This is a genomic window from Rhizobium sp. PP-CC-3G-465, assembly GCF_004343445.1.
Classification (GTDB): domain Bacteria; phylum Pseudomonadota; class Alphaproteobacteria; order Rhizobiales; family Rhizobiaceae; genus Ferranicluibacter; species Ferranicluibacter rubi.
This window is the reverse complement of record NZ_SLYH01000001.1, coordinates 1,788,513-1,809,237: the sequence shown is the minus strand read 5'-3', so window position 1 is coordinate 1,809,237 and position 20,725 is coordinate 1,788,513. Positions and strand designations below refer to the sequence as shown.

Sequence of the window (20,725 nt, the reverse complement as noted above, 5' to 3'; positions counted from 1 at the left end):
AATTTCATGAGGCGAATTATGGTATAAAAGCATTTACTAAAAATGAAGATACAGTCTGTAAGTCCGCCGAACCGCCGTGCATCGTTGAACCTCGGCATAGAACGCAGATCCAGACGCAGCGTGCCGGCAGGCTTCAGCGTAACGACGGTATGTCGGCCGCCAAGACATCCATCTCGGCGTCGTCGACCCGCAGCGGTCGAAACGTCATGCGGTGCAGCCGGCAGGGCCCGTGGAGAATGATGGCGCTGCGGTGATGCGCGGTGGCGTAGCCGGCATGCATGGCAAAGCCGTAGCCGGGAAAGACGCCGTCCGCCCGGGTCATCATCCGGTCGCGCGCGACCTTGGCGACGATGGAGGCCGCGGCGATGGAGAGGGAGCGGGCATCGCCCTTGACGACCGCCCGGCCTTCGCAGGCCAGCCCCGGCGGCACGTCGCGTCCGTCCGCAAGCACCAAAGCCGGCCGCCGGTGAAGGCCGCAGACCGCGCGGCGCATCGCGTCGAGGCTCGCCTTGCGGATATCCGTACCGTCGATGCGGCCGGCGCCGGAGGATGCGATGGAAACGGTGGCGTTCGCGAGGATTTCGGTAAACAGCACCTCCCGCCGCTGCGCCGTCAGCTGCTTGCTGTCGTTCAATCCTTGGGGAATGCGCTGCGGGTCAAGGATGACGGCGGCGGCGACCACAGGGCCGGCCAGCGGACCGCGACCGGCCTCGTCCGTGCCGGCGACCGGCCACAGACCCTCGCGCTGTGCCGCCTCTTCCAGACTGAAATCGGGGCTCAGGCGGATGTCGAAGAGGAGCGGGGAATCGGTCGTGGTGCGGCGTGCCATGGCGGCAAACTCGCACGGGAGACCGATTCCCCGCAAGACCCCCAGGCGGATGCGGCGCCGCCGGGGGGCAGAGGGCAGGTGGCTTTGCGGAAGACACCTGCCGCGAGCGATCGCATGGTACGAGGGACATGCGATCCCATTTGCTGTCCGGCACGTGCCGAACGAAGATGACGGCCTCAGAGCAGCGAAAGCTGCACGCCTGTCCCGAGCGGGGGAACGAAGATATCGCAGTTCAGCGCCCGCCGGTTGGTGTTCAGCTCCAGCCGCTTGGCGGCAAGGTCGAAGCGGCGGCCGATCTGCCAGGCATAGGGTCCTGCACCCTTCATCCGCTTGGTGAAATCGGCATCGTAGTCCTTGCCATCGCGCATCGAGCGCACGAGCGACATGACGTGGCGATAGCGATCCGGATAATGTTGCAGCAGCCAGTCGCGGAAGAGGGGGCTGACCTCCAGCGGCAGGCGCAAAAGGACGTAGCTCGCCTCCGTCGCACCGGCCGCCTTGGCGGAATCCAGCACGCGCTCGATCTCGTGGTCGTTCAGCGCCGGGATGACGGGCGCCATCAGCACGCTGGTGGGAATGCCGGCCTCCGACAGCTTGCGGATCGCATCAAGCCGCTTTTCCGGCGTCGAGGCGCGCGGTTCCATCAGCCGCGCCAGCTTGCGGTCGAGCGTCGTCACCGAAAGGCCGACCCGGGCGAGCCCCTTCTCCGCCATCGGCGCGAGAATATCGATGTCGCGCAGGACCATCGCCGATTTCGTGACGATCATGACCGGGTGATCCGCCGCCTTCAGCACCTCCAGGATCTGGCGCATGATCCGCCATTCCTTCTCGATCGGCTGGTAAGGATCCGTATTCGTGCCGATGGCGATCGGCTTCACCTTGTAGCCGGGCTTGGCCAGTTCGCGCTCCAGAAGCTTGGCCGCATCGGGCTTGGCAAAAAGCCGCGCCTCGAAATCGAGACCGGCAGACAGGCCCATATAGGCATGGGTCGGCCGGGCGAAGCAGTAGATGCAGCCATGCTCGCAGCCGCGATAGGGATTGACCGAGCGGTCGAAGGGAATATCGGGCGAATCGTTGCGGGCGATGATCGTGCGCGGCTTCTCCACCTGCACCTCGGTCTTGAACGGCGGCAGGTCCTCCAGCGAGTTCCAGCCGTCATCCTCCGTGCTGCGCGTCACAGGCTCGAACCTTCCCGAGGTGTTGATCCCGGCGCCACGGCCGCGACGGCGGTCCACCTCGATGCGAAGGCCGCTTTCGACCATCAGTGCGTCGGCCACATCGGCCCGATTGCCGGGCGCAAATGCACCCTGCCTCACATGGGACAGATCGTTCATGGGACACTCCGGGGAACATGGACGGTGCGGTTTTCGCCGAACCGTCATGTCGTTCTCTCTTCCGTTAGCCGTAACCATAAAAAGAGAACAATGCAAGAACAAATGCGCTGGCAATCTCACGGCGGCATTGCCGACGCCTCCGGATTCATCATGAATGACGGGATACTGTTCCGTTCCGCACAGGTTTTATGGCATTCCCGCGTGCAATGCGGTACGACCGGCCATGCTGACGATCTTGATGGAAACCCGCGATAGCGAGACGAGGCTGGCGCAATCGCTGGCCGCGCTGGTGGCCGGCGCTGTGGAAGGTCTCGTCAGCGACGTGATCATCCTCGATCACGGTTCGCAGGATGCCTCCGGACACGTGGCCGATGCCGCGGGCGCGCGGTTCCTCACCAGTTGGGAGATGGCCGATGTCATCCGCTCGGTACGCGGCGAATGGCTGCTTCTGATCGAGCCGGGTGCTCGGCCGCTCGGGCGCTGGGTGGATGAGATCGCCGAGCACATGGCCATCGGCCGCGGCCCCGCCTGCTTCTCGGCCTCCCGCCGGCACCGCCGGTCCCTTCTGGCGCGTCTCGCATTGCGCAGCCCGGTTCTGGAACAGGGGTTTCTGATCAAGCGCACGCAGGCCGCCGGTATGACGCGGGCGGGTATGACGCTCGCCGATTTCGTGTCCCGTCGCAGCGTGCACCGCCTGTCGAGCGAGCTTATGCCGGCTTGGGCTTCGGGTCGGTGAGGGTTTGAAGAAGGAAGGCCCTCTCTGCCCTGCCGGGCATCTCCCCCACAAGGGGGGAGAGGACTCGTGGCCCGCCCTCAGGGTATCTCTGACGTCTTTTATAGGGTTGTGCCGCCAGCCCAGGATCTTCTCCCCCTCTTGTGGGGGAGATGCCCGGCAGGGCAGAGAGGGTCTTTCTTTCTAAATCCACCCACACTCACCGCTTCAGGTGCTCGTCCAGCCGCGGCATGATCTCCACGAAATTGCAGGGCCGGTGGCGCAGGTCGAGCTGTTGGCTAAGGATACCGTCCCAGGCATCACGGCAGGCTCCGGGGGAGCCGGGCAGCACGAAGACGAAGGTGGCGTTGAGCACGCCGCCGGTCGCGCGCGACTGGATGGTCGAGGTGCCGATCTTCTCATACGAAATGCGATGGAAGATGGCGGAGAATCCGTCCATTTTCTTCTCGAACAACGGCTCCAGCGCCTCCGGCGTGACGTCGCGCCCGGTAAAGCCTGTGCCGCCGGTGGTGATGATGACGTCGATCTCGGGGTCGAGGCTCCAGGCCGTTACCTGACCGGCGATGGCGGCGCGGTCGTCGGGCACGATGCCGCGAGCGGCCAGCCCATGGCCGGCCTCCGTCAGTCGCGCCACCAGCGTGTCGCCGGATTTGTCCGTCTCCGGTGTGCGGGTGTCGGAAACGGTGAGCACCGCGATGGAAACGGGCACGAAGGTGCGTGTCGTGTCGATCGTCATAGCCGTTCGTCCTTAGCTTCCCAGCGTGTTGCAGGGCAGAAGATACCAGTCGGGATGAGCCTCGCGGATGCGCGCCGCCGCCCGGTCTCGCGCCGCGACGTCGAGGAAGAGCCCGAAGCACGTCGCGCCGGAGCCCGACATGCGGGCAAGCGCCGCGCCGGCCTCGGCGAGCGCCGCCCGCGCTGCGCCGATGACGGGCGCGAGCGAGAGCGCCGGCGGCTCCAGATCGTTGCGTGTCGCGGCGATCGCCGCGATCCAGTCCTCCGGCGAGGCGAGGCGCTCGGGAAGCGTCAGCGGCGGGTTGGTCTTGTCGGTCAACGTGCGGAACACGGCGGGCGTGGAGACCGCAGCACCGGGATTGACCAGCAGGGCCGGAAAGGCCGGCAGGCCGATAACCGGCGTGATCGCCTCGCCGATGCCGCGCGCAACCAGCGGCCGACCGGTCAGGCACATCGGCAAGTCCGCGCCGAGCGAGAGGCCGAGCGCGGCGAGGTCGATTTCCACATCGTTGTCACGTGAAGGTGCCCAGAGGTGCAGAAGCCCGGTCAGGGTCGCTGCGGCATCCGCGGAACCGCCGCCGATGCCGGAGGCGACGGGCAGGCTTTTCGTCAGATGCAGGGCAACCGGGCCGCAGGGCAGGCCGAGCATGGTCAGCCGCGTGCGCAGCAGATCGCGTGCCTTCAGCACGAGATTGGCATGCCCGCCATCGGCACCCACCGGCACATCGCCTGCATAGGGGCCGGAGACGGTGAAGCTGTCGGTCTCGGAGAGAGCCAGCGACAGCCTGTCGCCTTCATCCGCAAAGGTCACGAGGCTTTCGAGCAAATGATGGCCGTCGGCACGCTGGCCGACGACATGCAGCGCGAGATTGATCTTCGCCGGTGCCAAGAGCACCAGCGGCACGTCAGCACCCTGATCCAGCGGAGCAGGTGCGCTCAAGACCTCCGGCATGACAAGGGTGTCAGGCACGGGCCGGCATCAGGACTTCTTGCCGGGCACAGCCACTTCCGGTGGCTTCGGCTTGCCCTCGGCGTCGGCTGCGGCGGGAACCTTCGTCTCCAGAGCCGGCAGACCGTTCTCGATCTTCGCCTTGATCTTCGGGATCTCGTCTTCCTCGGGCTTCAGCTCCAGCGTCTGGTTCCACTGGAACACGGCCTCGAGCTTGCGGCCGACGCGCCAGTAGGCATCGCCCAGATGGTCGTTGATTGTGGGATCGCCGGCCATCAGCTCGGCGGCGCGTTCGAGCTCGGCCACGGCCTCGTCGAACTGTCCCAGCCGGAAATAGGCCCAGCCGAGCGAATCGACGATGTAGCCGTCATCCGGCTTCAGCTCGACGGCGCGGCGGATCATGTTCAGCCCCTCGTCGAGGTTCATGTTCTTGTCCACCCAGGAATAGCCGAGATAGTTCAGCACCTGCGGCTGGTCGGGGTTCAGCTCCAGCGCCTTCTTGAAGCTCGGCTCGGCCTTTTCCCATTCCTTCAGCCGTTCATAGGCGATGCCGCGCTGGAAGTAGATCGACCAGTCGGTGCGCTTCGGCACGGGGCCGAGAACCTCGATGGCCTTGTCGTAGGTGACGGCCATCTCCTTGTAGTCCTTGGCATCAGAAAGCACGCTGCCATAGGCGACATAGCTGCGGATGTCCTTCGGATCGAGGTCGATCAGCTCGCGCAGGTGGTTCTTGGCATCATCCACCTTGCCGACTTCGGCCAGCGCCAGTCCCAGCTGCATTTCCGACAGGCGGCGCATGGGCGAACCCTGCGGCACCTGTTGGTAGAGCGCGATGGCGCGCTCCGGCTTCTTCAGCGTCTCGGCAATGCCGCCGAGCATCACGAGGATGTCGGCACTGTCGGGATCGAGCGCGCGCGCCGTCTGCAGGTAGAGTGAGACGATATCTTCCGCACCCTCGCGGTTGAGGGCGGCACCCACGGAGAACAGCACGGCGGCAGCACCCTGGCTCGCATTGCGAACCTGCTGTTCCTGCGGCTTGCCATCCTCGATGCTCTTGCGAAGGGCGTCGAGCGGCGCGTAATTGTTGACGAAGCTCTGCCCGAGCGAAATCGTGTCGAGCGACTTCTGCTTGTTGCCGTCCGTCGCCTCCAGCCGCGCCAGCGCGATCACCGAGCGGATGAACGTATCGGGGGCAGCGCCGCCGCCGTTGCGGTCGGTCACGGCCTCGTTGAACTTGGTGCGCGCGGTCTGCTTGTCGCCGGCCGCCAGAGCGATGGCGCCCTGCTGGTAGTTCTTGAAGATGGCGAACCATTCCGGTCCCTTCATCTCCTGGATCATGGCGATGGCGTCCTTGGGCTTGCCCTGTCCGGCCTTCGCCCAGGCCAGCAGCAGGCCGTTCATCATCCGGTCCAGGTCGTTCGGCCCGGAATATTTCAGGATCTTTTCCGCGTTGCGGAATTCCTTTTTGCGGATCGCATCGACGCCGCGCACGACGGTGGTGATCCGCTCGACGGAATCATCGTCCTTCAGCTGCGTCGCGATCTTCACGCCCTCGGGGAAGTCGCCGTTCATCAGCGAGGTGATCATCAGCCGCTGCTTGACCTCGACATTGTCGGGCTCGAACTCCAGCGCCGTGCGGTAGAGCTTGGTCGCGGTGTCGAGATCGTGATCGACGTCCGCGGTGCGCGCCGCAAGGAACGAGCCGGAGAAGCTGTTGACGGAATTGACGTCGAAGGGCTTAGCGGTCTCCGCTTCGGCCTTGGCGACCGGAGCCTTGGCCTCCTGCGCGAAGGCCGGGCCCGAAACGATGCCGGCAAGCGTCAGAAACGCCACGCTGGTGAGCATCCGAAGAATATGTTTTTGCCGCATGACAAGCCTTTCGTTTCGGATGCGCCGCGCAAGCGCCTAACCGGAATCAGTTCTGTAGTGATAACGCAGTCCGCGCAGAACCGGAATTGCGTCCAGCCGAGTTTGCCCTCGGTAAACCCGGGTTTGCCGAGTCTCGAAAAGCATCACCCTTGGTTGCGGCAGGCTTGGCAAGACAGAATGGCTTTTTTGGCGCAAAGCCTCACAAAATTGCCTTTGCCATCCAGATCCCTACGGTCTGCAGCCGGCGTCAGTTCACCCGGTCGATGCAGAAGTCGATAACCTCCAGCAGCGCATCCTTCCACGGCGAGGCGGGCAGGGGCGCCAGCGCATCGCGTGCGATCATGCCGTAATGCCGGGCGCGGGCGATCGTGTCGGTCAGGCCGCCATAGCGCGTGATGAGCCCCATGGCGTGTTCCAGGTTCTCGTCGGTGGCATTGCCGCCCTCGATCGCGTCCTTCCAGAAGCTGCGCTCCTCCGCCGTTCCCCGGCGATAGGACAGGATGACCGGCAGGGTGATCTTGCCCTCGCGAAAGTCGTCGCCGACATTCTTGCCGAGATCGGCCGATTTGCCGCCATAGTCGAGAACGTCGTCGACCAGCTGGAAGGCGAGGCCGAGATTCATGCCGTAGGATTTCAGCGCGTTGCGGGCGGAGCGATCGGTCTTGGCGACGATCGGGCCGACTTCGGCCGCCGCCGCAAACAGCGCTGCGGTCTTCGCGCGGATGACGGAGAGATAGTCATCCTCCGTCGTTTCCATGTTCTTGGCGACGGAGAGCTGCAGCACCTCGCCCTCGGCGATGACCGATGCAGCAGTGGAGAGAACGTCCAGCGCATCGAGCGAGCCGACCTCGACCATCATCCGGAAGGCCTGGCCGAGCAGGAAGTCGCCGACGAGCACGCTCGCCTGGTTGCCCCAGATCATCCGTGCCGTGGACTTGCCGCGCCGCAGGTCGCTCTCGTCCACCACATCGTCGTGCAGCAGCGTTGCCGTGTGCATGAACTCGACGCTGGTCGCCAGCTTCACATGCGCATCGCCCTTGAAATCGAACATGGCGGCCGAGGCGAGCGTCAGCATGGGCCGGAGCCGCTTGCCGCCTGACGAGATCAAATGGTTGGCGACCTCGGGGATCATTTCGACATCCGACCCGGCCTTTGCCAGGATCAGCTGGTTCACCCGCTCCATGTCGGCTTTGGTCAGATCGACCAGCGGCTGCACCGAGGCCTGTTTGTTCTTGCCGTCTTCCAGCGGTATCACGACGCCCAAGGCGAAGCACTCCTGTTCAAGCTACTCCTCTGAGAATAGAAAGGGGTGGCTTTCGCGGCAAGTGGCGATTTGTCCCAAGCCACTGACGAATGGGGAAAAAGCGAGACAGATGAAAGAATTGATCCGTACCAACGATGCCGTCGTGCTCTCTTTCGCCGAAAGTCTGATGCGCGACGCTGGCATTATCTGCTTCATTGCCGATCAGGGCATGAGCATTCTCGACGGTTCGCTCGGCCTGCTGCCGCGCCGGCTGATGGTGCAGGGCGAGCGTGCCGACGAAGCCAGGGGCATCCTGTCGGATGCGGGCCTTGCGGCGGAACTGCGGGATCCATGAGCGGCGGGGGCACGCATGACGCCTGAGATGACCATGGATCGGGATGCCGCCGGCGAGACAGTCGACAGTTTCCACCGCGGACGCTTCCACCTCGTCCAGCCGCTCGGCCGCGGCCATCGCGCCGGCATGGATGCCATGCTGCTCGCCGCTTTGGTGCCCGACACAGGCCGGGTGGCCGTGAAAGTTGCCGATCTCGGTGCCGGCGCGGGTGCGGCCGGCATGGCGGTGGCCGTTCGCGTGCCCTCCGCGCAGGTCCTGCTCGTGGAACGCGCGCCGGAAATGGCGACATTTGCCCGCCGCAGCATTGCCCTGCCGCAAAACGCCGCTTTTGCGGATCGCCTCGATGTGCTGGAGGCCGATGTCGCGCTGACCGGTCGCGCCCGCATCGCGGCCGGCCTGCCGAGCGACGTCTTCGACCATGTCGTCATGAACCCGCCCTTCAACAACGGCGCCGACCGCCGGACGCCGGACGCGCTGAAAGCCGAGGCGCATGCCATGAGCGACGGGCTTTTCGACGCCTGGATCCGCACGGCCGGCGCGATCCTGCGGCCCGGCGGCCAGTTGTCGCTGATCGCGCGGCCGGAATCGATCGGCGAGATCATGGCGGCCTGCGGGCGCCGGTTCGGCGGTGTGGAGATCACGCCGCTCCTGCCGCGGGCCGGCGAAAATGCGGTGCGCATCCTCCTAACGGGCATCAAGCAGTCGCGCGCGCGCCTCACCCTGCGCGCGCCGCTCGTCATGCACGGGGAGGGCTCCCACGCCTTTCTGAAAGAGGTCGACGACCTCAACAACGGCCGCGCCTTCCACGCCCGGCGCTGAATTTACCGTGATGCCCCCCGCATGCCATTGTGTCCGCAGCGGCAATTCCTACATCCGGCAGAGAATGTTCACGATAAGGAGACGGACTTGGCCGGTTTCATGAAGAGGTTGCTGCCGAAGCGCTTTCGCAAGCAGGGTGTGACGATTCCCGTCGTTCGCCTGCACGGCGCCATCATGGCGGGCGGCAGCGCGTTCCGGCCGATGCTGAATATTTCCGCCGTCGGCCCGCTTCTCGAGCGCGCCTTTGCCGACAAGGACGCCCCGGCGGTCGCCATCGCCATCAATTCGCCGGGTGGCTCGCCCGTCCAGTCGCGGCTGATCTACCAGCGCATCCGCGATCTCGCGGTGGAAAAGAACAAGCGCGTCCTCGTCTTCGTGGAAGATGTCGCGGCCTCCGGCGGCTACATGATCGCGCTCGCCGGTGACGAGATCATCGCCGACCCCACCTCCATCGTCGGCTCCATAGGCGTCGTCTCCGGCGGCTTCGGCTTCACCGAATTGCTGGAAAAGGTGGGTATCGAGCGCCGCATCTACACGGCCGGTGAAAACAAGGTGATGCTCGATCCTTTCCAGCCCGAGAAGGAGAAGGACGTCGCCTATCTGAAAAGCCTGCAGCAGGAAATCCACGGCGTCTTCACCGGCATGGTCAAGGCCCGGCGCGGGCATCTGCTGACCGATGACGCCGAAATCTTCTCCGGCCTGTTCTGGACCGGCGAACGCGCCCGCGCCCTCGGCCTCGTCGATGGCCTCGGCGACATGCGCGGCGAACTGAAGCGCCGTTACGGCGAAAAGACGGAGCTGCGGCTGGTCAGCGCATCGCGCGGCCTGCTCGGCCGCCGCCAGCCCGGCGTGGGCCTTGCAGCAGGCATCGGCAGCGGCCTCGCCCTTTCCGCCGTCGCAGGTCTTGCCGAAGCGGCAGAAGAAAAGGCATTATGGGGCCGGTTCGGCCTTTGAAAGCAACAAGGTCGGGCCCTATCCCCCGCTGGAACCCAAGATGCCGCAACTCATCCTCTTTCTGATCGTCGCCGCCATTGCCTGGTTCGGCTACCGCAAGTTCGTGCTCGACGCCGAACGCCTCGCCCGCCAGCGCGAACGCGTCCGCAAGCAGCAGCAGACCGGGTCGCAGGGCACGCTGGTAAAGGACCCGGCGACGGGGGAGTATCGGCTCAAGCAGGATTGATGCAATTGAGCATGGAGCCTGGTGGTGACGTCGTGAAGGCCGGCCGCAGGCATTTAGCCTTCGCTCACCCGCTAAAGCCGGTCTCTAGCCTTCAACATCCAGTCCGACCCCGCATAGCTGATGGCGACGATCTGGACGGTTCGCGCTTCCTCGTCCACGGTAAAGCAGATAACGCCTTTCTGTCCGGTAGGAATGGTGCGTAACCCCGAAGGGAAACCTTCACGGATCGGAGCCTTGTAGGGCATATCCGCAAGGGTCTTCGTGACCGTCTCGATGTCGGCGAGCTTTCGTCCCGCGATCTCGACCCCGGCATAGGCTGCAATCATGTCATTGATATCGATGAGCTCCTGCACGGCTTCCGGCAGGTAGAGGATGCTATACCGGCCCGTCATCCTCGCGAACGGGCAGCAAGGCGTTCGCGCACGCGATCGAAGAGATCATCTTCATCCATTGCTATCCACTGGTCCCGCGGCAACGCCATCCGGCGGTGCAGTTCGTCGGCCATGCCGGTCAACGGATCGTTCTCATGGCTTTGCATCATGTCTTCAAGGCTTGCCGCCAGTACGCTGTCGATCGAGGGGTAACGCCCTTCCTCCACCAGCCGCTCGGCATAGTGCAGCACATGGTCCGGCAAGGTGACGGTCTTCTTGACATTCATCGGCGTCTCCATCGCAAATCCCGCAACCAACATACCTTAAACATTGACCCCTGTCGCCGCCCGTTAACAGGCGCTCATTGCGGTCGTCTGCGCTCTGCCATTCGCGCCTGCCAGTCGGAGCCAGCATAGCCCACGGCAAGGATGAGGATATCCATGGCCTCATCATCCACAACGAAGCAGACGGTCGCCTTGTCGGTGGCAGGGATCGCGCGAAGGCCTTCCATGATGTCGTTGCGAACGCTGCCGATCTTCGGAAAGTCGGAAAGCCGTTCGATGAAACGGACGATTTCGACGATCTTTCTGTTGGCGACGCCTGCGCCGGCATAGTCTTCGATGAGGCGCTGGATCTCTCGAAGATCCGCCTCGAACGCCGGATGGCGCGTGACCGCGTAGCGCATTCTAGCGCCCGCGGTCTCCAGCGCTCTTTTTCGTCATTCGCTCGATCATCGCATCGCCGTCCCAGGCTATCCACTGGTCCCGCGGCAACGCCATCCGGCGGTGCAGCTCGTCGGCCATGCCGGCCAGCGGATCGTCCGCGACATTTTCATGGCTCCGCATCATGTCCTCGACGCTCGCTACCAGCACGCTGTCGAGCGAGGGGTAGCGCCCTTCCTCCACCAGCCGCTCGGCATAGTGCAGCACATGGTCCGGCAGGCTGACGGTCGTCTTGATGGTCATCGGCATCTCCAGATCGGAAGCACGCATATGGCGGCGGGGACAAAACCACGGGCCATGATAGCTTAAACATTGACCCCTGTCGCCGCCCGTGGCACTCGTCCGGTCTCCATAATAAGTCACCGGTGATTGATCTGCCATGTCTGCCCTGACCGATTTGCCCGACCTGCCCGACCACATGAACCCGAAGCGCTCGTTCCAGGCCCTGATCCTGACCCTACACGCCTATTGGGCCGACAAGGGTTGCGCGGTGCTGCAGCCCTACGACATGGAAGTGGGCGCGGGCACGTTCCATCCGGCGACCACGCTGCGGGCGCTGGGCCCCAAGCCTTGGCGGGCCGCCTATGTGCAGCCCTCGCGCCGCCCGACGGACGGGCGCTACGGCGAGAACCCCAACCGGTTGCAGCATTACTACCAGTATCAGGTCATCCTGAAGCCGAACCCGTCGAACCTGCAGGAGCTCTATCTCGGCTCGCTCGCCGCCATCGGCCTCGATCCGCTGCTGCACGATATCCGCTTCGTCGAGGACGACTGGGAAAGCCCGACGCTCGGCGCCTGGGGTCTCGGCTGGGAGTGCTGGTGCGACGGCATGGAGGTCTCGCAGTTCACCTATTTCCAGCAGGTCTGCGGCATCGAATGCTCGCCCGTGTCCGGTGAGCTGACCTACGGCCTCGAGCGGCTGGCCATGTATGTCCAGGGCGTCGACAATGTCTACGACCTCAACTTCAACGGCCGCGAGGGTGCGGAGAAGATCAGCTATGGCGACGTCTTCCTGCAGGCCGAGCAGGAATATTCACGTCACAATTTCGAATATGCCAACACCACGATGCTGCACCAGCATTTCATCGATGCGGAAGCCGAGTGCCTGGCCTTGCTGAAGGCCGGCGCACCCGGGGATAGCGCACCGGGGGACAGCGCCAACCTCGCTCTGCACAAATGCGTGTTCCCGGCCTACGACCAGTGCATCAAGGCGAGCCACGTCTTCAACCTGCTGGATGCCCGCGGCGTCATCTCGGTGACGGAGCGCCAGAGCTATATTCTGCGGGTGCGCACGCTGGCCAAGGCCTGCGGCGAAGCCTTCCTGATGACCGATGCCGGCGGCGTCAACCTCGTGGCAGCGTCAGCCGCTGCCTGAACGTTCAGTCCTGCCAGGAACGGATGGGGCGATGGATGTTGAGCGGCGCGCTGTCGAGCAGGCGCGGCGTGAAGCGATTGCGTTCGCCGCGCAGCGCGACGAGATGACTGATGCCGGTGAGCATCACGGCGGACAGGGCGATGATGGCGAGAAGCGTCATGGTCACGGTCTCCTTGTCTTGAGGAAGCCATAGCTTCCGAATGAGGTTTGTCAGGCCGTCATTGCCGACAGGTCGGTGCCGATGCATCGCGACAGCGAGACATCCATGACACCCGGCAGCGCGAACGCGCTGCAACGTCGGACGTGTGCCGAAACGAGCGGTCTCCTCGATCGAGGTATCCGCCAAGGTCCGGCGTTGGAAATCGGAAGATGCCGCGCGCCATCCATCGGCAGTGCGTCGTCATCGTGAGATCCATCATGGCAGGTTAAGCCGGATCGAGGCTGACGCCAATCCTGACAAATCGCCCATCATTTCCGGTGAAAGGACGGCTCCAGAGCCTTGTCCCGGCCTGCAAGGCAGTGGGCAGCGGGGTAAAAGCACGCTATGGAGATGCGGGCCGGCAGGGCGTAAGGTCCGGTTCGGCCCGCGTGTTCCGTGTCATTCGTCGTGCACATCGAGATGTGCGGCATCTGGGGAGAGAGAAAATGATCGCAGGTCTCGTCATTCTGGCTGTCGTCGCCGGCTATCTCGTCCTGGTCTATAACGGGCTGGTCAAGGCGCGGAACGTCAAGGAAGAGGCCTGGTCGGGCATCGACGTGCAGCTGAAGCGCCGCGCCGACCTGATCCCCAACCTGCTCGAAACCGTCAAGGGCTATGCGGCGCATGAGCGCGGCACGCTCGAAGAGATCGTCAACCTGCGCAACCGCGCCCAGGCGGTGCCGGCCGGCGATGTCGCGGGGCGTGCGCAGGCTGAAGGCATGCTCGGCCAGGCGCTCGGCAAGCTGTTCGCCCTGGCGGAAGCCTATCCCGACCTCAAGGCCAACCAGAATTTCTCCGAACTGCAGGCCTCGATCGAGGGTACCGAAGACGAAATCCAGATGTCGCGCCGCTATTACAATGGTGCCGCGCGCGACCTGAACGTCAAGGTCGAGAGTTTTCCGTCGAACCTCGTCGCCGGTCCGCTCGGCTTTTCCAAGGCACCCTATTTCGAGATCACCAGCGAAGCCGACCGCGCGGTTCCCGCGATCAAGTTCTGAGCCGCGCCGAAAAGATCACAAGAGACAGTCGCATGATCCATGCCCAGAAGACCTCGACCCAGAAATCCGTGACCATCACGCCGCCGTTGCACCCGCTTGAGGGCGCCGTTAGCCCGCCCGGCTCGAAGTCGATCACGAATCGCGCGCTGCTGCTCGCGGGCCTTGCCAATGGCACCAGCCGGTTGACGGGCGCTCTGCGCAGCGACGATACGCGCTATATGGCCGAGGCCCTGCGCGCCATGGGCGTCGAGGTGCGCGAGCCCGACCCGACAACCTTCGTCGTCACCGGCACGGGCCGGCTGACGGCCCCCTCCGAACCGCTCTTCCTCGGCAATGCCGGCACGGCCACCCGCTTCCTCACGGCCGCCGCCGCCCTCGTCGATGGCACCGTGGTCGTCGATGGCGACCAGCACATGCGCAAGCGGCCGATCGCGCCGCTGGTCGAGGCGCTGCGCTCCCTCGGCGTCGTGCTCTCCGCCGAAACCGGCTGCCCGCCGGTCACCGTCACGGGCACGGGCCGCATTCCCGGTCGCCGGGTCGAGATCGATGCCGGCCTCTCCAGCCAGTATGTTTCCGCATTGCTGATGGCCGCGGCCGGTGCTGCGCCATCAGATGAAACTGTCGAGCCGCTCGAAATCGTGCTGGCCGGCGACGAGATCGGTGCGCGCGGCTATATCGACCTGACGCTTGCCGCCATGCGCGCCTTCGGCGCCCGCGTCGAGCAGGCCTCGTCCTCCGTCTGGCGGGTCTGGCCGACGGGCTACACCGCGACCGACTTCCGCATCGAGCCCGACGCGTCGGCCGCCACCTATCTCTGGGCGATGGAAAAGCTGACCGGTGGCCGCATCGATCTGGGCGTTCCCACGGCGGATTTCTCGCAGCCGGATGCCCGCGCCTACGATGTCATCGCGCAATTCCCGCATCTCCCCGCCGTCATCGACGGGTCGCAGATGCAGGATGCCGTGCCGACGCTCGCCGTGCTCGCCGCCTTCAACGAAACGCCGGTCCGCTTCACCGGCATCGCCAACCTGCGCGTCAAGGAATGCGACCGCGTTCGCGCGCTCTCGCTCGGCCTGACGAACATCCGCGCCGGGCTTGCCACCGAGGAAGGCGACGATCTGCTGGTCGCCTCGGATCCCGGACTTGCCGGGCAGACCCTGCCGGCCGAGATCGACACCTTCGCCGATCACCGCATCGCCATGAGCTTTGCGCTGGCAGGCCTGAAGATCGGCGGCATCGCCATTCTCGATCCGGATTGCGTCGGCAAGACCTATCCGGATTACTGGGATGCGCTCGCTTCGCTGGGCGTCGATATGACAGTCCGGTCGGCGTGATCCGATGAAGCGCGCGGGAACCAAGATCTGGCAAGGTTCGCTGGCGCAAAAGGCGCAGAGAGAAGGTGCATCGCGGCTGATCGCGGTTCTCACCGCTCTCTTTCTCCTCGCCGGCATCACCGCCGGTTTTGCGAGAGCCGAAGAGCGTATCCTCTCCTATGATTCGCAGATCGACGTCGCCCGGGACGGCACCCTGACGGTCACCGAGACGATCCGCGCGATCGCCGAGGGCGACCTGATCAAGCGCGGCATCTATCGCGATTTTCCGCTGACCTTCACCGACGACGATGGCCGCACGCACCGCGTCGGCTTCCAGCTGATCTCGGTCGAGCGCGATGGTGAATCGGAGCCGTCGCGCACCGAAACCATCGATGGCGGCATCCGCATCTATACCGGCGACAAGGATGTCTTCCTGCCGAACGGCGTCCACACCTTTGCGCTGACCTACACGACCGACCGCCAGATCCGCTATTTCGAGGATCACGACGAGCTTTTCTGGAACGTCACGGGCACCGGCTGGGCCTTTCCGATCGACGAGGCGAGCGCCACCGTGCTCCTGCCGGGCGGCGCGCGGCCGCAGGCGCTGAATGTCTTTACCGGTGCCTATGGCTCCACGGATAAGTTCGCGCGCGGCGCCACGGCTGGCAACGGCGCGACGTTCCACACCACGCGACCGCTCGGGCCCCAGGAAGGCCTGACGATCGTCATGAGCCTGAAGAAGGGCGTGATCGCGCCGCCGAGCGAGGCGCAGTTGCGGGCGGCCTGGTGGCAGGAGAACATGGCCGCGATCCTTGCCGGCGTCGGCCTCCTCGTCGTCGCTGCCTATTACGGCTGGATCTGGCGGCGCGCCGGGCGCGATCCGGATGGCGGCGTCGTCGTGCCGCGATGGGACCCGCCCGAAAACGCCTCGCCGGCGCTGGTCAACTACATCGACAATCGCGGCTTTGCCGATGGCGGCTGGACCGCGATTTCCGCCGCAGCCCTCAACCTCGCCGTCACCGGCCGCGTCGTGCTGGAAGACCTCGAAAAGGCGCTCGTCATCGCCGCCACCGGCAAGAAGGTCGCGACCGACAAGCTGCCGACCGGCGAAGCCGCCCTCATGCGCGCCGTCGAGGATGCCGACGGCCGACTGGTCATCGATCGCGAAAACGGCCCCGCCGTCCAGAAGGCGGGTGAAGCCTTCCGCAAGGCGATGGAAAGCGAGCATCGCGGTAAATATTACAAGGCGAATATCGGCGCGATCATCGCCGGCATCGCGCTGTCCGTCGCCTTCATCCTCGCGATTCTCGTGCTCGGAACGCTCGACGATGCCGGTGCGGCCATCGTCCTCGTGCCCGTCGTCATCGCCGTGTTCGTCGCCATCTTCATTGCCGTCTTCGGCCGCTCCGTCCGACGCAAGTCGAGCCTTGCCGGGCGCATCGCCGGCATCGTCGCTGTGTCGGTCTTCGGCTTCATCGGTGTCACCGTCTTCGGCGGCCTCATCGCCTCCATCGCGTTCGAGGCCGTGGAAACGCACCAGCTGCCGCTGTTCGCGGGCATTGGCGGCATCGTGCTGGTCAACCTCGTCTTCCTGTTCCTGATGGGCGCCCCGACGCCGGTCGGCGCGAAGATGTCGGCGCATATCACGGGTCTGCGACAGTACCTGACGCTGGCCGAGCAGGAGCGCATGAACATGGCCGGCGCGCCCACCATGTCGCCCAAACATTATGAAACCCTGCTGCCCTATGCCGTGGCGCTGGGTGTGGAAAAGCCCTGGTCGAAGACCTTCGACGCGTGGCTCGCCACCGCGGCCGCCGGGGCTGCTGCCTATGCACCGGGCTGGTATGCGGGCGCCGGTGGCTATGGCGGGTTCGGCGACCGCATGGGCGGCTTTGCCGGCTCCATGGCGGGCGCCATGCAGTCGTCGCTTCCGCCACCGCCCAAGAGCTCCAGTTCCGGCTTTTCCTCCGGCGGCGGCTTTTCCGGCGGGGGTGGCGGCGGTGGCGGGGGTGGCGGCTGGTAGCTTGCCTCTGTCGCTGGCAAACAACGCTGCCGAACCGCGCCTATCATGGTGACTTTTCGCAGCGGGATTGCTAAGGCGACGGGCATCCGTTCGCTTTACCGAAAAGTCTGAGTGCCATGCCCGATCTTCTGCTTGAACTCCGCTCCGAGGAAATCCCTGCCGGCATGCAGCGCAAGGCTGCCGGCGACCTCAAGAAGCTGTTGACGGACGCCATGGTCGAGGCGGGCCTGACCTATGAGGGTGCCCGCGAATACTGGACCCCGCGCCGCCTGACGCTCGACATTCGCGGCGTCACCGCCCGCTCCGCCGATGTGCGCGAGGAAAAGAAGGGCCCGCGCACCGACGCGAACGAAAAGGCCATCGAAGGCTTTTTGCGCGCCGCAGGCCTCGCCTCCATCAGCGACGCGCATGTCCATACCGATCCGAAGAAGGGCGATTTCTACGTCGCGCATCTGGTGAAGCCCGGCCGCGCCGCCGAGGAGATCGTCGCCGACGTGATGCCCGGCATCATCCGCAATTTCCCCTGGCCCCGCTCCATGCGCTCGGGCGTCGCCTCCACCCGTCCCGGCGCGCTGCGCTGGGTGCGCCCGCTGCAATCGATCGTCTGCACCTTCGGCCCTGAAAACGAGGAAACCCAGGTCATCGCCTTCGAGGTCGATGGTCTGGTCGCCGGCAACGTCACCTATGGTCACCGCTTTCACGCACCGGACCCGATCACGGTCCGCCGCTTTGCCGACTATATCGAGAAGCTCGAACGGGCCAAGGTCGTGCTGGATGCCGAGCGGCGCAAGGAGATCATCGCCGCCGACGCCGGCAATCTCGCCTTTGCCAGCGGACTGGAACTGGTCGAGGACCCCGCGCTGCTCGAGGAGGTCGCGGGCCTCGTCGAATGGCCGGTCGTGCTCATGGGCACCTTCGATGAGGGCGACCTCTCGATTCCCTCCGAAATCATCCGACTGACCATCAAGACCAACCAGAAGTGCTTCGTCACCCGCCGCCCGGGGGAGGAGACCCTTTCCAACCACTTCATCCTCGTCTCCAACATCGAGGCGAAGGACGGCGGCAAGGAGATCGTGCACGGCAACGGCAAGGTCGTCCGCGCCCGCCTCTCCGACGCCCGCCATTTCTGGACCCGCGACCAGCGCGACCTGCCGGACTTGGAGACGCTCCGCGCCTCCGCCGAAAAATTCGGCCTCGACCTCGCAAAGCCGCTCGACCAGCGCATGGCAAAGCTCGATGCGCTGAACGTGACGTTCCATGCCAAGCTCGGCACCGAGGGCGAACGCGTGCAGCGCATCCGCGCCCTCGCCGCCGACCTCTGCGCCGTCACCGGTGCGGACCCCAAGCTGGTCGACCGCGCCGTGGTCCTTTCGAAAGCTGACCTGCGCACCGAAGCCGTCGGCGAGTTCCCCGAACTCCAGGGCATCATGGGCCGCAAATATGCTCTGTTGCAGGGAGAGGACGACGCGGTGGCGACGGCGATCGCCGAACACCGCAAGCCCCAGGGCCCGACTGATGTCGTGCCGACCGACCCGGTCTCGCTGACCGTGGCGCTTGCCGACAAGCTGGACACGCTGGTTGGGTTTTGGGCCATCGATGAAAAGCCGACGGGTTCGAAGGATCCGTTTGCGCTGCGGCGGGCGGCGCTCGGTGTTAACCGGATGCTGCTGGAGCGGAAGATCCGTGTGGCGCTGACGTCGGTTTTCAAGGCTCATGGCCCGCGTGTTGTCGCGGATATCAAGTCGGGAAATGCGCGCGCTTTCGATGAAGAGCAAGCATCCGACCTCCTCACCTTCTTCCACGACCGCCTCAAGGTCTATCTCCGCGATCTTGGAGCCCGTCATGACCTGATCGATGCCGTGCTTGCGGCCGGCCCCTCATCCGCCCTCCGGGCACCTTCTCCCCGCAGGCGGGGAGAAGGAGAGGAGAGCGCTGAGGGTGCCGCGTCCTTCTCCCCGCAGGCGGGGAGAAGGTGGCCCGAAGGGTCGGATGAGGGGCAAGCTACCTCCGCCAACGACGACCTCCTCATGGTCGCCCGCCGCGTCGAGGCGCTGACGGCTTTCGTCACGTCGCAGGAGGGACTGAACCTGCTCGCCGGCACCAAGCGCGCAACGCAGCTTCTGGCCGCCGAGGAAAAGAAGGGCGCCGTCATCACCGACGCTGTCGATCCGGCGCTGTTCGCCCTCCCGGCCGAAGGCGAGCTTTACGCAGCCGTCAGCAGCGCCACCTCGGACGCCGCCGAGGCCGTCGCGCGAGAGGATTTCCGCTCCGCCATGGAGGCGCTCTCGACGCTGCGCGCGCCCATCGACCGGTTCTTCGCCGATGTCCTCGTCAATGACGAGAACCCGGCGATCCGGGCAAACCGCCTGGCACTTCTCGGCCGCATCCGCGCCGCCACCGGTACGGTCGCCGATTTCTCGCGCATCGCCGGCTGAGCGGGCGGTGGCTGCGCGGGGTAAAATTCTCGTCAGCGCCTGCCTCATGGGCCATGCCGTTCGCTATGACGGCAAGGCTAAGCCCCTGCGCCATGCCAGCCTTGACCGCTGGCGGGCGGAAGGCCGGTTGGTGACGATCTGTCCGGAAATGTCGGCCGGTATGCCAGTGCCGCGTCCCCCTGCCGAAATCGCCGGCGGCCGGAGCGGCGGCGACGTCCTCTCGGGCGCGGCCCGCGTCGTCGAGGCGACCGGCGGCGATATCACCGAAGGCTTCCGGCAGGCGGCGGAAAATGCATTGAGGCTTGCGCTCGAAACCGGCTGCACCCACGCCCTGCTGATCGACGGCAGCCCGTCCTGCGGCTCGCATATGATCTATGATGGCGGGTTTTCCGGGCGCAAACACGAAGGCGAGGGCGTTGCCGCCGCACTCCTGCGCCGCAACGGCATCCGCGTCTTCGCCGATCACGAAATCGAGGCGCTGGCCGCGGAGATCGACGGCTCCTGATTTTAGGGGAGGTAGCCCTCAAAAAAATTGCGCCCCTGCTTCTCTCAGGGACGCAATTTTCCGCCTTGATGTAAGGCGCTTGCCCGTCAGGCCTGGAGGCCGGAGAGGGCAGGGACTGGAAGTCGGGATCAGTTTAGCCGAAGCTGAAGGCTTTGCCCATCAAAATCGTGTGAAGATGATTCGGCCCCGGCGGGAGCCTGATCGGCCAGTGGGGAAGGGGCCGCCGAGGCCGAGGCGATCGAGACCGCGGTCGCGGGGCTGAGTGAGGCCGTCGTCATCGCCGCATCCACCGCCACGTTCATGCTGGTTGCCGCGGCTGCGCCGCCGCCGGCATCGCCTGCCGCCGTTGCGATAATGGTGAGCGGCGCGATGGCCGGTTCCCCGCGCGCGATCCGGATCTGCTCGTCGGACGCCTTGCTCACGAACGTCACCGGCGAGCCACCCAGCCAGGCTTCCGCCCGGACGAGCTTCATTTCGCCGTTGATATCCTTGACTTCGGTGCGGTCCGTGCCGGGCGCAAGATCGGGCACGACATAGGTCACTGCGCGCGCATCGGGCTTGAGGGCCGGGCAATCCGTGCAGTGCAGCACCGTCACGCTCGGCGCCGATGCCGGCGGTGTGCCGAGATACTCGATCGAAGAGGCGAGCACCGACGACGGCGTCAGGGCCGGGATGGCCGAGGCAAAAGCGAGGCCCGCCAGCAGAAATCCGCGCATAGTCTTCTCCCACAGGTTCGGG

Annotated in this window: 23 protein-coding genes; 11 read left to right on the top strand and 12 right to left on the bottom strand. The window is 65.2% G+C overall.

Annotated features, from left to right (window positions below; all coding sequences use genetic code 11):
- Positions 1–133: 133 nt before the first annotated feature.
- The gene (locus tag C8J33_RS08520; protein ID WP_132663722.1) at positions 134–829 is read right to left on the bottom strand and encodes a ribonuclease HII; all 696 of its coding nucleotides are present in this window, start codon (positions 827–829) and stop codon (positions 134–136) included.
- 176 nt (positions 830–1,005) lie between these two features.
- Positions 1,006–2,163 carry a PA0069 family radical SAM protein gene (locus tag C8J33_RS08515; RefSeq protein WP_132663721.1) on the bottom strand — a complete coding sequence of 386 codons (1,158 nt, stop codon included), beginning with the start codon at positions 2,161–2,163 and terminating at the stop codon, positions 1,006–1,008.
- A gap of 223 nt (positions 2,164–2,386) precedes the next feature.
- Between C8J33_RS08515 and C8J33_RS08510 the strand changes: the two genes are divergently transcribed.
- Entirely contained in the window at positions 2,387–2,899 is a 513-nt protein-coding gene (locus C8J33_RS08510) for a glycosyl transferase (RefSeq protein ID WP_132663720.1), read from the top strand.
- A gap of 196 nt (positions 2,900–3,095) precedes the next feature.
- Here the strand turns inward: C8J33_RS08510 and moaB are convergent, their stop codons facing one another.
- From moaB to C8J33_RS08490, 4 genes are all read right to left on the bottom strand, one after another.
- Positions 3,096–3,632, bottom strand: coding sequence for a molybdenum cofactor biosynthesis protein B (gene moaB, locus C8J33_RS08505; protein WP_132663719.1), 537 nt, complete (start codon positions 3,630–3,632; stop codon positions 3,096–3,098).
- A 12-nt stretch (positions 3,633–3,644) separates the two neighbouring features.
- A complete protein-coding gene (locus tag C8J33_RS08500; RefSeq protein WP_132664505.1) occupies positions 3,645–4,583 on the bottom strand; it encodes a 4-(cytidine 5'-diphospho)-2-C-methyl-D-erythritol kinase in 939 nt (312 codons plus the stop codon).
- A 27-nt stretch (positions 4,584–4,610) separates the two neighbouring features.
- Complete coding sequence (locus C8J33_RS08495; RefSeq protein ID WP_132663718.1) at positions 4,611–6,449, bottom strand: tetratricopeptide repeat protein; 1,839 nt, start codon at positions 6,447–6,449, stop codon at positions 4,611–4,613.
- 247 nt (positions 6,450–6,696) lie between these two features.
- Positions 6,697–7,713 (bottom strand): polyprenyl synthetase family protein, encoded by a 1,017-nt coding sequence (locus C8J33_RS08490; RefSeq protein WP_110799896.1) that lies wholly within the window; start codon positions 7,711–7,713, stop codon positions 6,697–6,699.
- Positions 7,714–7,822: 109 nt separating this feature from the next.
- Between C8J33_RS08490 and C8J33_RS08485 the strand changes: the two genes are divergently transcribed.
- The 4 genes from C8J33_RS08485 (at position 7,823) to C8J33_RS08470 (ending at position 10,046) form a co-directional block, all read left to right on the top strand.
- The gene (locus tag C8J33_RS08485; protein ID WP_110799895.1) at positions 7,823–8,047 is read left to right on the top strand and encodes a DUF2007 domain-containing protein; all 225 of its coding nucleotides are present in this window, start codon (positions 7,823–7,825) and stop codon (positions 8,045–8,047) included.
- A 15-nt stretch (positions 8,048–8,062) separates the two neighbouring features.
- On the top strand, positions 8,063–8,866 hold the full coding sequence (locus C8J33_RS08480; RefSeq protein ID WP_245507092.1) for a methyltransferase: 804 nt from the start codon (positions 8,063–8,065) through the stop codon (positions 8,864–8,866).
- 87 nt (positions 8,867–8,953) lie between these two features.
- The gene (locus C8J33_RS08475) at positions 8,954–9,820 is read left to right on the top strand and encodes a S49 family peptidase (RefSeq protein WP_132446440.1); all 867 of its coding nucleotides are present in this window, start codon (positions 8,954–8,956) and stop codon (positions 9,818–9,820) included.
- 40 nt (positions 9,821–9,860) lie between these two features.
- On the top strand, positions 9,861–10,046 hold the full coding sequence (locus tag C8J33_RS08470; protein WP_110726750.1) for an NfeD family protein: 186 nt from the start codon (positions 9,861–9,863) through the stop codon (positions 10,044–10,046).
- Between the two features lie 71 nt (positions 10,047–10,117).
- Here the strand turns inward: C8J33_RS08470 and C8J33_RS08465 are convergent, their stop codons facing one another.
- The 4 genes from C8J33_RS08465 to C8J33_RS08450 all read right to left on the bottom strand — a co-directional run bounded on the left by C8J33_RS08465 (position 10,118) and on the right by C8J33_RS08450 (position 11,382).
- Positions 10,118–10,438 carry a type II toxin-antitoxin system RelE/ParE family toxin gene (locus C8J33_RS08465; RefSeq protein ID WP_132663717.1) on the bottom strand — a complete coding sequence of 107 codons (321 nt, stop codon included), beginning with the start codon at positions 10,436–10,438 and terminating at the stop codon, positions 10,118–10,120.
- Positions 10,435–10,716 (bottom strand): hypothetical protein, encoded by a 282-nt coding sequence (locus tag C8J33_RS08460; protein WP_245507091.1) that lies wholly within the window; start codon positions 10,714–10,716, stop codon positions 10,435–10,437. Before C8J33_RS08460 ends, C8J33_RS08465 begins: the two co-directional genes overlap by 4 nt.
- Before the next feature lie 62 nt (positions 10,717–10,778).
- A complete protein-coding gene (locus C8J33_RS08455; RefSeq protein ID WP_132663716.1) occupies positions 10,779–11,102 on the bottom strand; it encodes a type II toxin-antitoxin system RelE/ParE family toxin in 324 nt (107 codons plus the stop codon).
- 1 nt (position 11,103) lies between these two features.
- Positions 11,104–11,382 (bottom strand): hypothetical protein, encoded by a 279-nt coding sequence (locus C8J33_RS08450; RefSeq protein WP_132663715.1) that lies wholly within the window; start codon positions 11,380–11,382, stop codon positions 11,104–11,106.
- A 136-nt stretch (positions 11,383–11,518) separates the two neighbouring features.
- Between C8J33_RS08450 and C8J33_RS08445 the strand changes: the two genes are divergently transcribed.
- Positions 11,519–12,514: a glycine--tRNA ligase subunit alpha gene (locus tag C8J33_RS08445; RefSeq protein ID WP_132663714.1), complete on the top strand. Its 996-nt coding sequence runs from the start codon at positions 11,519–11,521 to the stop codon at positions 12,512–12,514.
- A 4-nt stretch (positions 12,515–12,518) separates the two neighbouring features.
- Here C8J33_RS08445 and C8J33_RS27010 read toward each other — a convergent pair whose 3' ends face one another.
- Positions 12,519–12,674 carry a hypothetical protein gene (locus C8J33_RS27010; protein WP_165910600.1) on the bottom strand — a complete coding sequence of 52 codons (156 nt, stop codon included), beginning with the start codon at positions 12,672–12,674 and terminating at the stop codon, positions 12,519–12,521.
- Positions 12,675–13,159: 485 nt separating this feature from the next.
- On the opposite strand from C8J33_RS27010, the gene C8J33_RS08440 reads away from it, so the two are divergent.
- The 5 genes from C8J33_RS08440 (at position 13,160) to C8J33_RS08420 (ending at position 19,987) form a co-directional block, all read left to right on the top strand.
- Positions 13,160–13,711, top strand: coding sequence for a LemA family protein (locus tag C8J33_RS08440; protein WP_110726744.1), 552 nt, complete (start codon positions 13,160–13,162; stop codon positions 13,709–13,711).
- A 32-nt stretch (positions 13,712–13,743) separates the two neighbouring features.
- The gene (locus C8J33_RS08435; RefSeq protein WP_132663713.1) at positions 13,744–15,045 is read left to right on the top strand and encodes a 3-phosphoshikimate 1-carboxyvinyltransferase; all 1,302 of its coding nucleotides are present in this window, start codon (positions 13,744–13,746) and stop codon (positions 15,043–15,045) included.
- 4 nt (positions 15,046–15,049) lie between these two features.
- Positions 15,050–17,047, top strand: a complete 1,998-nt coding sequence (locus C8J33_RS08430; protein ID WP_132663712.1) for a DUF2207 domain-containing protein — start codon at positions 15,050–15,052, stop codon at positions 17,045–17,047.
- A gap of 116 nt (positions 17,048–17,163) precedes the next feature.
- On the top strand, positions 17,164–19,482 hold the full coding sequence (glyS, locus tag C8J33_RS08425) for a glycine--tRNA ligase subunit beta (RefSeq protein WP_132663711.1): 2,319 nt from the start codon (positions 17,164–17,166) through the stop codon (positions 19,480–19,482).
- 7 nt (positions 19,483–19,489) lie between these two features.
- A complete protein-coding gene (locus C8J33_RS08420; RefSeq protein ID WP_281024608.1) occupies positions 19,490–19,987 on the top strand; it encodes a DUF523 domain-containing protein in 498 nt (165 codons plus the stop codon).
- 128 nt (positions 19,988–20,115) lie between these two features.
- Here the strand turns inward: C8J33_RS08420 and C8J33_RS08415 are convergent, their stop codons facing one another.
- Entirely contained in the window at positions 20,116–20,703 is a 588-nt protein-coding gene (locus C8J33_RS08415; RefSeq protein ID WP_165929763.1) for a plant virulence effector HPE1-like domain-containing protein, read from the bottom strand.
- Positions 20,704–20,725: the final 22 nt, after the last annotated feature.

Bases quoted from the DNA above. Each gene is read 5' to 3' on its own strand.
- C8J33_RS08520 (WP_132663722.1), bottom strand. From the start codon at position 829: ATGGCACGCCGCACCACGACCGATTCCCCGCTCCTCTTCGACATCCGC.
- C8J33_RS08515 (WP_132663721.1), bottom strand. From the start codon at position 2,163: ATGAACGATCTGTCCCATGTGAGGCAGGGTGCATTTGCGCCCGGCAAT.
- C8J33_RS08510 (WP_132663720.1), top strand. From the start codon at position 2,387: ATGCTGACGATCTTGATGGAAACCCGCGATAGCGAGACGAGGCTGGCG.
- moaB (WP_132663719.1), bottom strand. From the start codon at position 3,632: ATGACGATCGACACGACACGCACCTTCGTGCCCGTTTCCATCGCGGTG.
- C8J33_RS08500 (WP_132664505.1), bottom strand. From the start codon at position 4,583: ATGCCGGAGGTCTTGAGCGCACCTGCTCCGCTGGATCAGGGTGCTGAC.
- C8J33_RS08495 (WP_132663718.1), bottom strand. From the start codon at position 6,449: ATGCGGCAAAAACATATTCTTCGGATGCTCACCAGCGTGGCGTTTCTG.
- C8J33_RS08485 (WP_110799895.1), top strand. From the start codon at position 7,823: ATGAAAGAATTGATCCGTACCAACGATGCCGTCGTGCTCTCTTTCGCC.
- C8J33_RS08480 (WP_245507092.1), top strand. From the start codon at position 8,063: ATGACGCCTGAGATGACCATGGATCGGGATGCCGCCGGCGAGACAGTC.
- C8J33_RS08470 (WP_110726750.1), top strand. From the start codon at position 9,861: ATGCCGCAACTCATCCTCTTTCTGATCGTCGCCGCCATTGCCTGGTTC.
- C8J33_RS08465 (WP_132663717.1), bottom strand. From the start codon at position 10,438: ATGACGGGCCGGTATAGCATCCTCTACCTGCCGGAAGCCGTGCAGGAG.
- C8J33_RS08460 (WP_245507091.1), bottom strand. From the start codon at position 10,716: ATGGAGACGCCGATGAATGTCAAGAAGACCGTCACCTTGCCGGACCAT.
- C8J33_RS08455 (WP_132663716.1), bottom strand. From the start codon at position 11,102: ATGCGCTACGCGGTCACGCGCCATCCGGCGTTCGAGGCGGATCTTCGA.
- C8J33_RS08450 (WP_132663715.1), bottom strand. From the start codon at position 11,382: ATGACCATCAAGACGACCGTCAGCCTGCCGGACCATGTGCTGCACTAT.
- C8J33_RS08445 (WP_132663714.1), top strand. From the start codon at position 11,519: ATGTCTGCCCTGACCGATTTGCCCGACCTGCCCGACCACATGAACCCG.
- C8J33_RS27010 (WP_165910600.1), bottom strand. From the start codon at position 12,674: ATGACGCTTCTCGCCATCATCGCCCTGTCCGCCGTGATGCTCACCGGC.
- C8J33_RS08440 (WP_110726744.1), top strand. From the start codon at position 13,160: ATGATCGCAGGTCTCGTCATTCTGGCTGTCGTCGCCGGCTATCTCGTC.
- C8J33_RS08435 (WP_132663713.1), top strand. From the start codon at position 13,744: ATGATCCATGCCCAGAAGACCTCGACCCAGAAATCCGTGACCATCACG.
- C8J33_RS08430 (WP_132663712.1), top strand. From the start codon at position 15,050: ATGAAGCGCGCGGGAACCAAGATCTGGCAAGGTTCGCTGGCGCAAAAG.
- glyS (WP_132663711.1), top strand. From the start codon at position 17,164: ATGCCCGATCTTCTGCTTGAACTCCGCTCCGAGGAAATCCCTGCCGGC.
- C8J33_RS08415 (WP_165929763.1), bottom strand. From the start codon at position 20,703: ATGCGCGGATTTCTGCTGGCGGGCCTCGCTTTTGCCTCGGCCATCCCG.